General features: G+C 75.6%; 11 protein-coding genes and 1 pseudogene. 9 read left to right on the forward strand and 3 right to left on the reverse strand.

What is annotated here, in order from left to right; all coding sequences use genetic code 11:
• Window positions 1-65: 65 nt before the first annotated feature.
• Window positions 66-938 carry a substrate-binding domain-containing protein gene (locus ACOQFB_RS15860; RefSeq protein WP_421609374.1) on the reverse strand — a complete coding sequence of 291 codons (873 nt, stop codon included), beginning with the start codon at window positions 936-938 and terminating at the stop codon, window positions 66-68.
• Between the two features lie 131 nt (window positions 939-1,069).
• Between ACOQFB_RS15860 and modA the strand changes: the two genes are divergently transcribed.
• The 6 genes and pseudogenes from modA (at window position 1,070) to ACOQFB_RS15890 (ending at window position 7,811) form a co-directional block, all read left to right on the forward strand.
• Window positions 1,070-1,846 (forward strand): molybdate ABC transporter substrate-binding protein, encoded by a 777-nt coding sequence (modA, locus tag ACOQFB_RS15865; protein WP_421609375.1) that lies wholly within the window; start codon window positions 1,070-1,072, stop codon window positions 1,844-1,846.
• Between the two features lie 2 nt (window positions 1,847-1,848).
• A complete protein-coding gene (gene modB / locus ACOQFB_RS15870) occupies window positions 1,849-2,523 on the forward strand; it encodes a molybdate ABC transporter permease subunit (protein WP_421609376.1) in 675 nt (224 codons plus the stop codon).
• Window positions 2,508-2,669 (forward strand): annotated as a pseudogene (locus tag ACOQFB_RS15875) (ATP-binding cassette domain-containing protein); the annotation flags it as partial. The gene modB and the pseudogene ACOQFB_RS15875, both read left to right, overlap by 16 nt.
• Window positions 2,670-2,728: 59 nt before the next feature.
• Window positions 2,729-3,601 carry an ATP-binding cassette domain-containing protein gene (locus ACOQFB_RS15880; RefSeq protein WP_494492272.1) on the forward strand — a complete coding sequence of 291 codons (873 nt, stop codon included), beginning with the start codon at window positions 2,729-2,731 and terminating at the stop codon, window positions 3,599-3,601.
• A gap of 242 nt (window positions 3,602-3,843) precedes the next feature.
• Entirely contained in the window at window positions 3,844-5,037 is a 1,194-nt protein-coding gene (locus ACOQFB_RS15885) for a winged helix-turn-helix domain-containing protein (RefSeq protein ID WP_059435961.1), read from the forward strand.
• A 158-nt stretch (window positions 5,038-5,195) separates the two neighbouring features.
• Window positions 5,196-7,811, forward strand: a complete 2,616-nt coding sequence (locus ACOQFB_RS15890) for a PxKF domain-containing protein (protein WP_059435960.1) — start codon at window positions 5,196-5,198, stop codon at window positions 7,809-7,811.
• Window positions 7,812-7,893: 82 nt separating this feature from the next.
• On the opposite strand, the gene ACOQFB_RS15895 is transcribed toward ACOQFB_RS15890, so the two are convergent.
• Window positions 7,894-8,835: a DUF2199 domain-containing protein gene (locus tag ACOQFB_RS15895; RefSeq protein WP_421609378.1), complete on the reverse strand. Its 942-nt coding sequence runs from the start codon at window positions 8,833-8,835 to the stop codon at window positions 7,894-7,896.
• A 213-nt stretch (window positions 8,836-9,048) separates the two neighbouring features.
• Between ACOQFB_RS15895 and ACOQFB_RS15900 the strand changes: the two genes are divergently transcribed.
• On the forward strand, window positions 9,049-9,528 hold the full coding sequence (locus ACOQFB_RS15900) for a CoA-binding protein (protein ID WP_059435958.1): 480 nt from the start codon (window positions 9,049-9,051) through the stop codon (window positions 9,526-9,528).
• A gap of 11 nt (window positions 9,529-9,539) precedes the next feature.
• Entirely contained in the window at window positions 9,540-10,361 is an 822-nt protein-coding gene (locus ACOQFB_RS15905; RefSeq protein ID WP_421609379.1) for an ABC transporter substrate-binding protein, read from the forward strand.
• A 179-nt stretch (window positions 10,362-10,540) separates the two neighbouring features.
• Here ACOQFB_RS15905 and ACOQFB_RS15910 read toward each other — a convergent pair whose 3' ends face one another.
• Entirely contained in the window at window positions 10,541-13,159 is a 2,619-nt protein-coding gene (locus ACOQFB_RS15910; protein ID WP_421609380.1) for a DUF5916 domain-containing protein, read from the reverse strand.
• A 313-nt stretch (window positions 13,160-13,472) separates the two neighbouring features.
• Between ACOQFB_RS15910 and ACOQFB_RS15915 the strand changes: the two genes are divergently transcribed.
• Window positions 13,473-14,870, forward strand: a complete 1,398-nt coding sequence (locus ACOQFB_RS15915) for a hypothetical protein (RefSeq protein ID WP_421609381.1) — start codon at window positions 13,473-13,475, stop codon at window positions 14,868-14,870.
• The last annotated feature ends 14 nt before the right edge of the window (window positions 14,871-14,884 follow it).

Here is a 14,884-nt window from a genome sequence, read left to right on the forward strand (position 1 = left end):
ATCGGCTCCGCCGGTCGCGGCCGTTCCCTTTCCGGCGCTCGCGCACGCCCCGCCGGCGCGATGGCTCAGGCGTCGTAGCGGATGTCGCCCGCGCCCTCGACGTCGTAGCCGGGGATGGCGCCGGCCTCGGCGCGGAACGCCCTGCCCTGCGCCACCTCGCAGAGCCGCACCACGCGCGCGTCGCCGAGGTCGCACGCCTTCACGATCAGCCCGTACGGCTCGGTGGCGATGGGCAGGAACGCGAGCCCGGCGCGCTCCCCCCACGCGCGCGAGCAGAGCCCCACGTCGGCGCGCCCCGCCGCCACGGCCAGCGCGACCTCGAGGTGCGAGCGCAGCAGGAGCGCCTTCCGGTGGGCGCGCGCCGGGTCGAGCTTCCGGGCGCGCAGCGCCTCGTCGAGGTGCCTGCGGACGCCGGCGCTCCCGGGGCGGGACGCGAGCCGGCGGCGGGGCAGCTCCTCCAGCGTCACCGGCCGGCCCGGCGGGTGGACGAGCCCGATCTCGCGCGTGACGAGGTGGATCCGCGCCACCCGGTCGTCGCCCACGTGGCTCGGGAACCCGCCCGCGTGCGCGCCCGCCGCCAGCACCGCGCGGCGCCGCAGCAGGTCGGCGGCCTCGGCCATGTCGGCCTGCACGAAGCCGAGGAGCGGCGGCCCCTGCGCCGCGGCGAGCGCGAGCAGCGAGAGCACGGCCACGTCGCCGTTCGCGGCGACGAGCGCGGGGGCCGCGTCGAGCGCGCCCCGTGCGGCGGGCGCGGGCGTCTCGCTGCGCGCCTCGGCCGCCCTGCCGCCCGACCAGGCCAGCACGTCCTCGCGCGAGAAGCGCCACTCCGCGCCGACGCGGCGGGCGGGGAGCCCGCGCCTCAGCAGCCGGTACACGTGCTTCGGGTGGACCCGGAGGACCTCGGCGACCTCGGCGGTCGTGAGCAGCTGATCGGGCATGCGCGCCCCCGACTCTAGCAGCCGCGGCGGCGCCTGGCGAACCGGACTGGCCGACGCTGGTTGCCGTATGCGGCTTTAGCGGAGTATAGGGTTGCTTGTTGTTACCCGTTCGTCCCATCCGGAGTGCCACCGTGATCCGCCGCAGCCTGCTCGCCGTCGCGCTCCCGGCGCTCCTCGCGGCCGCGCCCGCGCGGGCGCAGGCGCCCGGGGCCACGCTCACCGTCGCCGCCGCGGCGAACCTCAAGCCCGCAGCCGAGGAGCTGCGACAGGCCTTCGAGGCCGAGCGCCCGGGGGTCCGGGTGGCGCTCACCTTCGGCGCGTCCGGCGCGTTCTTCGCGCAGCTCCGGAACGGCGCCCCCTTCGACGTGTTCCTCTCCGCCGACCGCGACTACCCGGCCAAGGTGATCGCCGCGGGGCTGGCCGACGCCGCGGACGAGAAGGTCTACGCGCTCGGGAGGCTGGTGGTGTGGCTCCCGCCCGGCTCGACGGTGCCGCTCGAGCAGCGCGGGCTGGCGGCGCTGGCCGATCCCGGGGTGCGGCGGATCGCGATCGCCAACCCCGCGCTCGCCCCGTTCGGCCGCGCCGCGGAGCAGGCCCTGCGGGCCGCCGGCGTCTGGGACGCCGTGAGGCCGCGGCTCGTCCTCGGCACCAGCGTCGGGCAGGCGGCGCAGTTCGCCAGCACCGGCGCCGCCGACGTGGCGTTCCTGCCCTCCTCGCTCGCGCTCGGGAAGGAGCTCGCGGCCGGCAGGGCGGTGCCCGTCCCCGAGGCGCTCGTCCCCGGCATCGCGCAGTCCGGCGTCGTCCTCCGGACGGCCCGGGACCCCGCGCTCGCCCGCGCCTTCCTCGCGTTCCTGACCGGCCCGAAGGGCCGCGCCGTCCTCGCGAAGTACGGGTACGGGCTCCCGTAGCCATGGACGCCGCCGCGCTCGCGCTCTCGCTGAAGCTCGCCGGGCTCACCACGCTGGTCCTGCTCGCCGTCGGGCTGCCGCTCGCGTGGTGGCTCACGGTGAGCCGCTTCCGCGGGAAGGTCCTGGTCGAGGCGGTGGTGGCGCTCCCGCTCGTGCTCCCGCCCACGGTGCTCGGCTTCTACCTGCTCACCGGGCTCGGCCCGCGGAGCCCGGCCGGCCGCGCCTTCGAGGCCCTCGCCGGCCACCCGTTCCCGTTCTCCTTCGCCGGGCTGCTCGTCGCCTCGGTGCTCTACAGCCTCCCCTTCGCCGTCCAGCCCTTCGCCGCGGCGCTGGCCGGCGTGGACCGCCGGCTCATCGAGGCGTCGCACACGCTCGGCGTCTCGCGCCTCGGGACGTTCCTGCGCGTGACGCTGCCCCTCGCCTGGCCGGGCGTGCTCGCCGGCGCGGTGCTGAGCTTCGCGCACACGCTGGGCGAGTTCGGCGTCGTCCTCATGGTGGGCGGCAACATCCCCGGCAAGACCCGCACGCTGGCGGTCGCCATCTTCGACCACGTCGAGGCGCTCGAGTACGCCGCGGCGCACCGGACCGCGGGCCTGCTGCTCGCGATCTCCTTCGGCGTGCTCACGCTCGTCTACGCGCTCCAGCGCCGGCCGGCCTTCCGATGGAACGAGCGCTGACCTTCGACGTCGTCCGGCGGTTCCCGCGCGGCCCCACCATCCGGGCGCGCGCGAGCTGGCCGCTCGGGCGCGAGGCCGTCACCGTGCTGTTCGGGCCCTCGGGGTCGGGCAAGACGACGGTGCTGCGCGCGCTCGCCGGGCTCGACCGGCCCGACGCCGGCGCCATCTCGTTCGGGGGCGAGGCCTGGTTCGACGCGGACCGGCGGTGTTCGTCCCGCCCCAGGCGCGCGGGATCGGCCTGCTGTTCCAGGACCACGCGCTGTTCCCGCACCTCTCGGTGGCGGCGAACGTCGGGTACGGCCTCCACCGCCTGCCGCGGGCGGCGCGGGCGGCGCGCGTGGCCGAGGTCGCGGAGCGGATCGGGATCCGCGAGCTGCTGCCGCGCCGGCCCGGGCAGCTCTCGGGCGGCCAGCGCCAGCGGGTGGCGCTCGCCCGCGCGCTCGCGCCGCGGCCGCGGCTCCTGCTGCTCGACGAGCCGCTCTCCGCGCTCGACGCGCCGACCCGCGAGGCGCTCCGCGGCGAGCTCCGCCACCTGCTGGAGGCCTCGGGCGTGCCGGCCGTGGTCGTGACCCACGATCGCACCGAGGCGCTCGCGCTCGGCGACCGGCTGGCCGTGCTCCTCGACGGCACCGTGCGCCAGGTCGGCCCCGTCCACGAGGTCTTCTCGGCCCCGGTGGACGCCGAGGTGGCCCGGGTGGTCGGGACGGAGAACGTGTTCCCGTCGCGCCTGCTCCGCCGCCACGACGGCCTCGCCGTGGTGCGCGCCGGGGCCGCCGAGCTCGTCGCCCTCGACCCGGGCGGCGTGGAGGACGAGGCGTACGCCTGCGTCCGGGCCGAGGACGTGGTGCTCGAGCCGCACGATGGCGAGCACGCCACCTCCGCGCAGAACCGGCTCGCGGGCGTGGTGGCGGCGCGCCGCGACGAGGGGCCGCTCGTCCGGATCACCGTGGACGTCGGCGTCCGGCTGGTCGCGCTCGTCACCCGCGCCAGCGCCGAGCGCCTCGGGCTCGTCGCCGGCCGCGAGGTCACCGCGATGGTGAAGGCGCCCAGCGTCCGCCTCGTCCCCCGGCGGGCCTGAGAGCACGTGAACCCATCCCCTCCCGTCGCCGCGGCGGCCGATCCGCGTCGCATCGCGTCGTTGCTCCTCCCTCACATGCCTCGGGGCATGCTCGGTCGTCGCGCCTCGCGCTGCTCGCGTCTCGACCGCCTGGCTCGGTCCGGGGATGGATTCACGCGCTCTGAGCGGCGGCCCGCCGGGCGATCGGCTCGCGCGTCCGCCCGCCGGGCGTCATACCCGAGGTCCAGGATGCGGCGACCCGGATGACGACCCTCACCCCCTCGGAAGCCCGCGCCTTCCTCGTCGGCCACCACCTGCTCCGCGCGCCGGAGCTCCCGGCCGGCCCGGACGGCGTCCGCGCGCTGCTCGAGCGCCTGCGCTGCATCCAGCTCGACCCGCTCGATCCGCTCGGCACCAACGCGGACCTGGTGGCGCTGGCGCGCGTGGACGGCATCGCGAAGGGCGACGTGTACCGCCACCTCCTGCCCGGTCACGCGTTCGAGCATTTCGCGAAGGAGCGCTGCCTCCTCCCCGCGGGCGCCTTCCCCTGGTACCGCGACGAGCTCGCGATCGAGGCGCCGTGGTGGTCGCACGCCGAGCGGCTGCGGCGGCTCCCGCCGGGGGTGGTGGAGCAGGTGCTCGAGGAGGTGCGGGCGCGCGGCCCCGTGGCCGCGGACGACCTCACCGACCACGGCCCGGTGGAGCGGCTCGACTGGAGCGGCTGGAAGGGCACGCCGCGGGCCGAGAAGATGGCGCTCGAGGTCCTGCAGACGCGCTGCGAGGTGGTGGTGTGCGGGCGCTCCGCGCGCGGCAAGGTCTACGACGTCCCGGAGCGCGCCCTGCCGGGCACCGCCGGGGCGCGCGTCCACCCGCGCGGCCGGTCGCGGGCGCGGCGCGCGGAGGCGTTCCACCGCTGGGCGGTGGTCGAGCGGGTGGAGGCCGCCGGCCTCCTCTCCACCGCCGGCGGCTCCACCTGGTCGATGCTGGAGCCGGCGCGCCGCGCGCGCATCCCGGAGGCGCTCGTGTCCGAGGGCGCGGTGGAGGCCGTCCAGGTCGCCGGCTCGCGGCGGACGTTCCTCGCGCCGCGCGGCTTCGCGAGCCGCCGGCACCCGCCGCCCGACGGCCGCGTCCGCCTGCTCGGCCCGCTCGATCCGCTGCTCTGGGACCGCGGCCTCGTCCGCGCCGCGTTCGGCTTCGACTACACCTGGGAGGTCTACCGCCCCGCGCACCTGCGGCGCTTCGGCTGGTACGTGTGCCCGCTGCTGCAGGGCGACGCGCTGGTGGGCCGGCTGGACGGCGCGGTGCGGGACGGCGCGCTCCGCGTCCGCGCGGTGTGGGTGGAGCCGGGCGCCGGCCTCGATCGCGCGGACCTCCTCGCCTGCCTGGAACGCCACGCGGCCGCCTGCGGCGCGCGGCGGGTGGTGCTGCCGAGGCGGCTCCGGGTGAACCGGGGGTGAGCAGGTCCCGTGAGCCCCGTACATGAGCACTCCTAGTCACTTCCACGCACCCCTGATTGTCGATTGCGGTCGCGATGGCCGGGGTGCTGCTCTGGGCCCCGCGCGTCGCACCGGGCGTTCATGCGTGAGTCCCAGCGTGCGACCCCAGGGGGAGTCGCATGAGCCGCTTCACGTCGACCTTCGTGACGCTCGCCGTCGCGCTCGCCGCCTGTGGGACCAGCGGCGACGCGTGCGTGGAGAGCGCCGTCGTCTCGTCCCCGTCCTCCGCGCTGCGCGTGGCGCAGCTCGCGCGCGCGAGCGTCTTCGAGCGCTCGCCGGAGGGAACGGGGTTCACGAGCGGACATCGGCTGTACACGGTGGACGCGCGCGGCGATGGGACCTTCACCGTCCGCCCGCGGGTCAAGGGCTCCGACGCGGCGCTCGAGCTCGAGACCGTGCAGATCGCCCGCGGTGGCACGCCGATCGGTGGCCGTCCATCGGGCGCGCGAGCCGACGGCGCAGGTGGCCTGTCCTTCGCCCGCGGCGGCGTCGTCGAACGGATCGAGAACGGGGAGGCAGGCCTCGAGCAGTCCTGGGAGTTCGCCGGTCGGCCCGCGGGGGGAGGCGATCTCTCGGTGCGCGTGCGCGTGGGCGGTGCCGCGTTCCGCGCCGAGACACGCACGGGGCTCCACTTCCAGGGTCGCGGAGACGACCTGCCCTTCCGATATGGTCACGCGAGCTGGATCGATGCGACCGGTCGCGCGACGCCGGTGCCCGCCAGGTTCGAGGGAGGACACATCGTCCTCACCGTGCCGGCGGCGACGTTGGATGCGTCGCGATTCCCGGCGGTCCTGGATCCGGTCGTCTCTCCGGAAATCGGGATCGACGTGGCCTGGCCGGGGAGCGGCGCCAAGGTGGCGTTCGATGGAGCTCGGTACCTGGTCGCATGGATCGACGGGCGGGGCATCGTCGCGTCGCGCGTGGCGCTGGACGGCACCGTGATCGACGCCGACGGCATCCCGGTGGCGCCGCCCGGCGCCTACACGCTGGACGTGATCCACGACGGCACGAACTTCCTCGTCACCTGGGCCGAGTACCGCTTCAATGCCACCCCCGAGTGCATGCCGAGCAGCGGGAGCAAGCTCCACGTCCTCGCGCGACGCGTCGGGGCCGACGGAAGCCTCGTCGATCCCGCCGAGCTGCTGATCTCCGACTCCGAGACGTGCCCGTTCTGCGGAGCCGCCTGTGATCGGCTCTCGCCGCCACGGGTTTCCACCGCGTTCGACGGGACGAACGTGCTCGTGGCGTGGGACGAGCAGGAGCACGGGGGCGAACGGTTGCGCGCCGCCCTTCTGGGAGGCGCCGACTTCCTCCAGCCGGTCGACACCGACCACCTCGCGACGAGCGAAGCGTTCGAGCCGGCCGTGGCGTTCGACGGCGCCCGCTTCATCCTGGTGTGGAGCTCTGGCGACGTCTTCGCCGCCCGGGTCGACGGCGCCGGGGTAGCGCTGGACTCGCCGGGGCTCGCGATCGCCGATGCCGGCACGAGCTACCTTGTCGGTTGCACGTCCGGCCCGGCGCCCAGCATCGCGTGCGCCGACGGGGCCTGCGTCGTGCTGTGGCGTGATTCCCGGGACCTCAGCCTTCCGCGGTGCGAGTACCGCATCGCCGCCTCCACCCTCGACCCGGGCGCGACCGGCTTCGATCCCTCGTCGTTCCCGGTGACGGACGCCGTCCTCCAGCAGCCCGGCCTCGCGATCGCGCACGACGGCCTACACTTCGTCGCGCTGTGGTCGACCTCCGACTCCATCGTCGAGCGCAGGATCAGCGCCGACGGCGTCGTCCTCGACGCGGAGGACCAGGTCGTCACCGCACAGGCCGCTGCCGCGGACCTGGCAAGCGATGGCCACGGGACCTCGCTCGTCGCGCATGCCGGGCGCACGGGATGGGGTGGCCTGGGGGAGCTGCTGCCCGTCGCGGGGCGGCTCCTGATGACGTGGGCGTACCTGACGACCGAGCGAACCGGAAGCGGGGCCGGGACCATCGTCTCGTCGCCCGGCGGCATCGATTGCGGCGCCACGTGCGCCGCGCCGTTCGACGCACCGACGCTGGTGACCCTCACGGCCGTTCCGGACCCGGGATCGACCTTCGTCGGCTGGTCCGGCGCCTGCGACGGCGTCGCTGGCTGCGAGGTGCTGGTGGACCGCGCCACGACGGTCTCGGCGCGCTTCGACGACCTCGAGGCGCCGCTGGTGCTCGTGCCGGACGACCTCCAGGTGAGCGCCACCAGCTCCCAGGGAGCCATCGTGACCTACGTCGTCTCCGCCGAGGACGAGGGGAGCGGGGCCCTCACGCCGATCTGCGAGCCAGCGTCGGGATCGCTGTTTCCTCCGGGCACGACGGAGACGACTTGCCTGGCCACGGACGCTGCGGGAAACGTCGGCACGGGGTCGTTCCGTGTGAACGTCTCGTTCTCGTGGAGCGGCGTTCTTCCTCCGCTCCGAAGAGACGCCATCGCGATGCTCCGCCTCGGGAGCACGATTCCGGTCAAGTTCCAGCTCACCGGGGCCAGCGCCCGGATCGCCGATCTCGCTGCGAGCGCGTTCATCAGCGCGCACGCGGATGGGGGCTCGATGACCATGAAGCTCGCGACCGGCGCATTTCGCTATGACCCGGACGCGATGCAGTACGTGCTGCAGCTCGCGACGCAGCGCCTGGGCTCCGGGACCTTTGATTTGCACGTCGTGATGCCGGACGGGGTCAGCCGTGTCGTGACGTTCACGCTGCTCGACTGACCTGGCCACGACGGACGTGGAGCCGCGCGGGAGACGCCCGCTCAGGTCGGCAGGCAGCCGCCCCCCGGGCCGATGCCCGCCCTCACGCGTCGCCGCGCACGCGGCGGAGCCAGCGGCGGAGGCTGCTGACGCGCCCCTTCGCCGCCGGCTGGGCGCCGGCCTCGCCGGCGCCCGGTGCGGCCGGCGCGCCCGCGAGGAACGCGAGCACGTGCTCGGCGCGCAGCCAGACCCGCGTGCCGGCCGCGAGCGGGCCGGGCACGAACGGCTGGTTGTCGAGCGTCCCGCCCCACCAGCCGTCCTCGCGCACCGCGTCGAGCTGGACCCACATGTGCTCGGTCCGCTCGGTGAGCTCGCCGTGCGGCCCCGCGGCGAGGAACGCGAACGACGCCTTCACGAGGTCGCCCGGCGCGGGTGGCGCCGCGAGCGCCTCCGCCACGCGTCCCACCTCGCCGGGATGGAGCAGCCTCCAGCCCTCCTCCTCCAGCGTGGGCGCGGGCTCCGGCTCCGACTCGTCCGGCGGCGCCGCGGGCGCGCCGTGGGCGCAACGCTCCGACCAGGCGCGGATCACGGCGGGCACGACGCCGATCTCCTGCGCCCGCGTGAGGACGTGCGAGCCGTCCAGCAGCATGAGGCTGGGCCGCTGCCGGCCGCGGCCGAGGTGGACGTGCACCTCGAGGCCCAGGGTGGGCGGGAGGACGTGCGACTGGTTCGCGAGCGTGCCCCGGAACCCGGGGTGGTCGGCGGGCGCGCCGCCGTCGAAGGTCCGCCGGTACGCCTCGAAGTCCTCCCGCGCGACCTTCACCCAGAAGCCCCAGCGGTACGGCTCCTCGCGCCCGCGCACCGGGATCGGCGCCACGCAGCGGATGAAGAACGCCTCGCCGTCGATGGAGACGAGGTCATCCGACTCGCGGACCCGGTCGGCCCGCTCCTCCTCCGGGACCGCGAACACCGCGTCCGGCCGGTGAAAGCCGGGCTCCAGCTCCTCGTGCTCCTCCCCGCACTGGTCGCAGCGCCCACGCCCCATCGCTCCTCCGGCCGGGCGCGACCGCGCCCTCGCACCCCGGCAACTCTAGCCGAGAGCTCCGTCACCTTCGGCGAAACCTCCCATCCGGTCCCGGGCGACCAGGGCGGCGCATCCTCCCTCGGCGTGCGGCGGCGCCGATCGATCGGGCGTCCCCGAGAATCCGGTGCCCCGCCGCACGCGCCGCGGGTGTAGACAGGCGCCAGGAGGACCGCCATGACGCTCCCCGTCGATCGTGCCCGCGAGATCCTCGCCGTGCGCCGCATCGCCGTCGCCGGCGTGTCGCGCGACGAGAAGGACTTCAGCCGCTACCTGTTCCGCGAGCTCGTGGCCCGCGGCTACGACGCCGTCCCCGTGAATCCGGCGCTCGCCGAGGTGGACGGCCGCCTCGCCTTCGCCTCCCTCGCCGACGTCGAGCCGCCGGCCGAGGCCGCCATCATCGTCACCCCGCGCTCCGCGACCGAGGCCGTGGTCGGCGACGCGCTCCGCGCCGGCATCCGGCGGATCTGGCTGCACCGCGGCGCGGGCGCCGGCTCGGCCACGCCGGGCGCGCTGGCCCTGTGCCGCGCCAGCGGCGTCGAGCCCGTCCACGATCTCTGCCCGTTCATGGTGCTGACCGGCGCGTCCTTCCCGCACCGGTTCCACGGCTTCTTCCGGCGGCACCTCGGGCACGAGCACGCGGCGGGGCCGGCGTGAGGGGCCCCGCCGTGAAGGTGACGAGCCCCGTCCTCGGGAACACGTTCACGCTCGACGGCCCGGCCAGGCGCGTGGTGAGCCTGGTCTCGTCGGCCACCGAGACGCTGTTCGCCGTCGGCGCCGGCGCCGCGGTGGTCGGCGTCTCGCCGTACTGCGCGCGCTACGTCCCGGGCCTCGCCGCGCCGGTGGTCGGCGACTACGTGCGCGCCGACCCTGCCGCGATCCGCGCCGCCGCCCCCGACCTCGTGGTGGTGACCGACGGAGTCCAGCTCCCGCTGGCGCGGCGGCTGGCCGCGGAGGGGCTCCCGGCCTACCTGCTCCCGGTGCCGCAGAGCCGGTTCGGGATCCTCGAGAACGCCGTCGCGCTCGGCGCGCTGACCGGGCGGCTCGCGGAGGCGCGCGCCCTGTGCGCGTCGATCGAGGCCGGGGCCGCGGCGCTGGTCGCGAGCGCGCCGGCCCCGCGGCCCCGCGTCTACGCCGAGCTGTGGTTCGGCGCCCACCCGCGCAGGTTCGGCGGCCGCGCGTTCGTGCACGACGTCCTCGAGCTCGCCGGCGCCGAGAACCTCTTCGGCGAAGAGCCGTTCGCGTACGCCCCCCTCGACCTCGGCGAGGTGGAGCGCCGCGCACCGGAGTGGCTGGTGGTGTTCCAGGAGCCCGAGCACCCGGTGGACGCGCGCGCGCTCGCCGCCGCGCGCGGCTGGGCGAGGCGCCTCGGCGACCGCATCGTCACCTCGACCGTCGAGCGCGGCCGGAACCTCATCCACGACGGCCCGTCGTTCCTGGAGACGGCGCGCTGGCTGCGCGGCGTCCTGCTCGGCGAGGCGACCCGCTGAGCGCGGGCGGAGGACGCGAAGAGGCCGGCGGACCCGGGGGGGAGGGACGCCGGCCTAGCCGCTCGCTTGCGGGTCCGCCCGCGGCGGGCGACACGCCTCGACGGTGTGTCCGTGTCCCGGCCGCGTCCACGCCATCGAAGGGTTGCGGCCGGATGCCGCCGTTCCTCCGCGCCGGACGCTCACCCGCCCCGCCACCAGCTCCACTTCACCAGGAACGTGTCCACCGCCCGGCCGCGGAACAGGTCGGGTGAGCCGAGGCCGCTCGGCACGTCCCCGTCGCGCGCGGGCAGCTCGCTCTGTGAGCGCGTGTAGACGACGTACAGCGTGGAGCCCAGGCGATACTCCCACCGGACCACCGCGTTCAGGTTCACGGTCGCGTCGTGCGAGGCCGGATCGCCCGCGTACGGGACCGGCGCGAGATCGGCCCAGGACACGCGCCGGCGGCCGGTCACCGACGCGCCGTAGAACGTGTCGCCCCAGCGGATGGCCGAGCTGAACGCCTGCGCGTAGAGCTGCGCGCTCAGCCGCGGGGTGAACACGAGCTGCTGCCGCAGGGTCACCGACACGAACCGCGGATCCTGCACCCCGAACACCGCGGTGCCGTCGGCGAGCGTCTCCAGCCAGCGCGGCCCCTGCGGCTTGTGCTCGTACCCCGCCTCGAGCTTCGTCTCGAGGCGCGGGTGCGGCCGCCAGCTCCCGGTGAGCGAGCCGGACCAGCCGCTCGATGGGCCGAACGGGCCCTCGTCCATGGTGCGGAAGTAGACGACCTCGACCTTGCCCTGCAGCTCGCGGTGCGGGTCCGAGGCCAGGCTCGCGGTCACGTACCAGTGGCCGGTGCGCTCGAACGCGATGCCCGAGCGCGCGATCTCGCGCGTGTCCCACTGCGGGTGCTCGACGTTGAGCCGCACCCTCAGCTCCTCGTACCCGGGGAGCTGGAGCTTCGCCGAGGTCCACCAGTTGAGGCTCCGCGCCATCTTCCCGTCGGCGTCCCAGTTGACGTCGAGCGTGCTGTCGGCGCTGAACGAGTGGAACGGGCCGAAGCCGTTGGGCCGGACGTAGCGGCCGACCAGGTCCACCCACTGGAAGTCGGAGAGCGGCTGGTACCCGACGTCGTTCAGATCGAGCTTGGCGTCCTCGTAGAGGTACTGCACCTCGAAGCGCCACGGCTCGCCGCCGAGCTTGCCCCAGCGCATGTGGCCGCCGAACCCGAGATCGCCCGCCCGCAGCACCGTGCCGTCGCGGAGCGTGCGCCCGCCCTCGGGCCCGCCCACCGCCTGCGAGGCCTCCACCTGCGCGAAGCCGCCCCAGTCGCCCGGCACGGTGAGGTCCAGCCCGAGCGCGTTGGAGCCGCGCGACGCGCACCCGGCCGCCCGGTAGTCATCCTCGGTGGCGAACTCGCGCCGCCGGCAGCGCGGCTCGAGCGGCGTCGCCGCGGTGAACATGGCGCCCGCGGTGGCGCGCCCCCCGAGCCGCTGCCGGGCGACGGCGGCGAAGTAGTTGGTGCTGACCGGGTGCGCCGACGGCAGCGCGTTCTCCGGGCCGAGCCGGAAGGGCTGCCGCAGGCGGAACCGCCAGCTGCGGTCCGGGTCCTGCTCCACCGGCGCGAGCGCGGCCGGATCCGGGTTCCCGTAGCCGAGCGGCACGAGCGCCGCGTTCCCGGCGCCCATGACCACCGAGTCGAGCACGCCGAGCTCGAGCCCGCGGCGCACGCTGCCGGTGACCTTGGCGGCGCCGAGGATGGGGGCGTCGAGGCCGATGCGACGGGAGTAGAAGAGCTGCTGCTGCGCGCCGTACTCGCTGCCCACCGGCTCGAACACGTCGAGCCCCTCCATGAAGAACGGCCGCTTCTCGGGGAAGAACGGCTCCGAGTTCTGGAGGTTCTGGATGACCTGGTCGCTCTCGACCTGGCCGAAGTCGGGGTTGATGGCGCCGGTGAGCGTGAGGCCCGAGCCGAGGGGCGACTTCAGGTCGAGCCCGACGTCCACGAGCGGGTCCACCAGCCGGGGATCGGGCCGGGAGGGGTCCGAGTACTGCGGGCGCACCGTGGCGCGCGCGGCGACGTACGGCAGGAGCTCGAGGCCCCGCGGCGGGGCGAGCTCCGAGAGCCCCTCCAGCCGGCCGAACCGCGAGACCACCAGGTTGCCCGGGTTGAGCGGGTTCGCCTCGCGGGGCACGAGCACCGTCCCGAACACCTGGTGCGTCCGCGGCACGTGCCGGCGCACCACGAAGCCCCACTGCTGCTCGGGCGCCGACGAGAAGCGGAGCTGCCGGAGCGGGATGGCGAGCTCGACCGACCAGCCGCGCGCGTCGTCCGCCACGGCCGCGTCCCAGACCGCGTCCCAGCTGTCCGTCGTGTTCACGTCCGCGTAGACGAGCTGGTCGCGGAGCACACCGGCGGCGTTCACGGTGAACACGTAGGCGGTGCGCCCGCCCCCGCCCGAGTCGATGGCCACCTCGACGCGGTCCGCGGTGGTGTCGGTGTCGCGGCGCGCGAGCTGGCGCACGACGGCGCCGGGCTGCGGGTCGAAGCAGATCACGCCTACGTACACCATGGCGTCGTCGTAGAGGACCCGGACCTCGGTGCGGAAGCTCGCGGGCAGCCCGGGGTTCGGGAAGCTCTCGACGAACCGGCTGTACGCGGGCGCGGCGGCCCACTCCTCCTCGTCGAGCCGCCCGTCCAGCGCGATGGGCCGCGGGGTCCGCACGGCCACGACGGCGTCCGCGCGGGCCGGGTCCGGCTCCGCGGCGACGGCCGAGGCGGCGAGCAGGCAGGTGATGGCGACGGCGATCGGCTTCAAGCGTGTCCTCGGCGCTCCCCCCCCGTTGAGAGGGCTCGCGCCGGCGTCCGTGACAGCCGCGCGCGTGCGGCGCTGCCGCGCCCCCGGGGCGTCCACGGGCGGGTTCCCCCCCGGCGTGCGTCGCCGCGCGCGGCCGGACCGTCGCGTCCCGCGCGCCCTCGACGCCGGGAGGAGGGAACGCCTTCGACCGTCCCCTCCTGTTCGGTTGAACGTCCGCACTCGGAGTGCTTGCCTCTCGGCGGGCGCGCACGCGCCGGCCGCCGGGCGTCCCCGGCGAGCGCGGCATCGCGGCGGCGCCGGTCCGGGGGGGCCCATGACGCCTGGCATTCGGATGGTGGTGGCGTGCTGCTGTTCGTGCATCGGCTCGAGCGTTGCGGCGCAGGGAGTTCCGGTGATGATCGACCTGGGGACGCTGGGCGGCGCGTCCAGCGAGGCGGTCGCGCTGAGCGACGCCGGGTACGTCGCGGGGAATTCGCTCCGGGCCGACGGCGCGCACCACGCGTTCCGCTGGACCGCGGCGGACGGCATGGCCGACCTCGGCACGCTCGGAGGTGCCTTCAGCGAGGCGGTGGCGGTGAACGCGAGCGGCGACGTCGCGGGCGGCGCGTACCTACCGGGCGACGCCTATCACGCCTTCCGGTGGACGGCGGCGGACGGCATGGAGGACCTCGGCACGCTCGGAGGCGCGCAGAGCGAGGCGCGGGCCATGAACGGCGCCGGCCAGGTGGTCGGGCAGTCGGAGCGCGGGGACGGCTCCTGGCACGCGTTCTCCTGGACCCCGGCCGGCGGGATGGTGGACCTCGGCGCCGGGACCCGCAGCGACGCGCTCGGCGTGAACGGCGCGGGCCAGGTGGTGGGGTGGACCGAGCAGGCCGACGGCTCGAGGCGCGCGTTCTCGTGGACGGCGGCGGGCGGCAGGGTGGACCTCGGCGCCGGTGCGGCCATCGCGGTGAACGCGGCCGGCCAGGTGGCCGGGATGACGACGCTCCCGGACGACTCGCCCGGGATCTTCTCCTGGACCGAGACCGCCGGCACGGTCGTGCTCTCCTGCGGACGCACGCTGTACGACGTCCTCGCGCTCGGCGACGGCGGGCACGTCGTCGCGAGCTCGCTCGGCGTGGCCCGCGTGCGCTCGATCCTGTGGACGGCGGCAGGTGGCTGCGTGGACCTCGGGACGCTCGGCGGGACCCACACCGTGGCGCGCGCCGTGAATCCGGGCGGGCAGGTGGTGGGCTGGAGCTCGCTGTGGGACGATCATCCGCAGCACGCGTTCACCTGGACCGCGGACGGAGGGATGGTCGATCTCGGCTACTGGGGGCTGGACGGCCTGAAGGGCCGGGCGAACGCAGTCGACTCGCTGGGCAGGGTCGCAGGCTGGTCCGAGCTGGTCCCGCTGGTCCCGCGCGACGACTTCGCCTACGGGCCCACGCACGCGGTCCTCTGGAAGACCGCGCCGACGGCCGAGATCGAGCAGCTGGTCTCGACGCTCGCCGGGATGGTGCTGCCGCGCGGCACGGCGATCAGCCTGGCCGCCAAGCTCGCCGCGGTCCTCGCGGCGCTGGATGCACAGGACGTCCCCGACGCCTGCGACGCGCTCGCGTCCTTCGCCGACGCGGTCGCCGCGCAGACCGGGAAGAAGCTCGGGCCCGAGCAGGCGGGCCCGCTCGGCGCCGCCGCCGCGGACGTGCGTGCGATGCTGCAGTGCCCTTGAGCGCCGGCGGGGCC

It is taken from the genome of Anaeromyxobacter sp. Red801, from assembly GCF_049201065.2.
Classification (GTDB): domain Bacteria; phylum Myxococcota; class Myxococcia; order Myxococcales; family Anaeromyxobacteraceae; genus Anaeromyxobacter.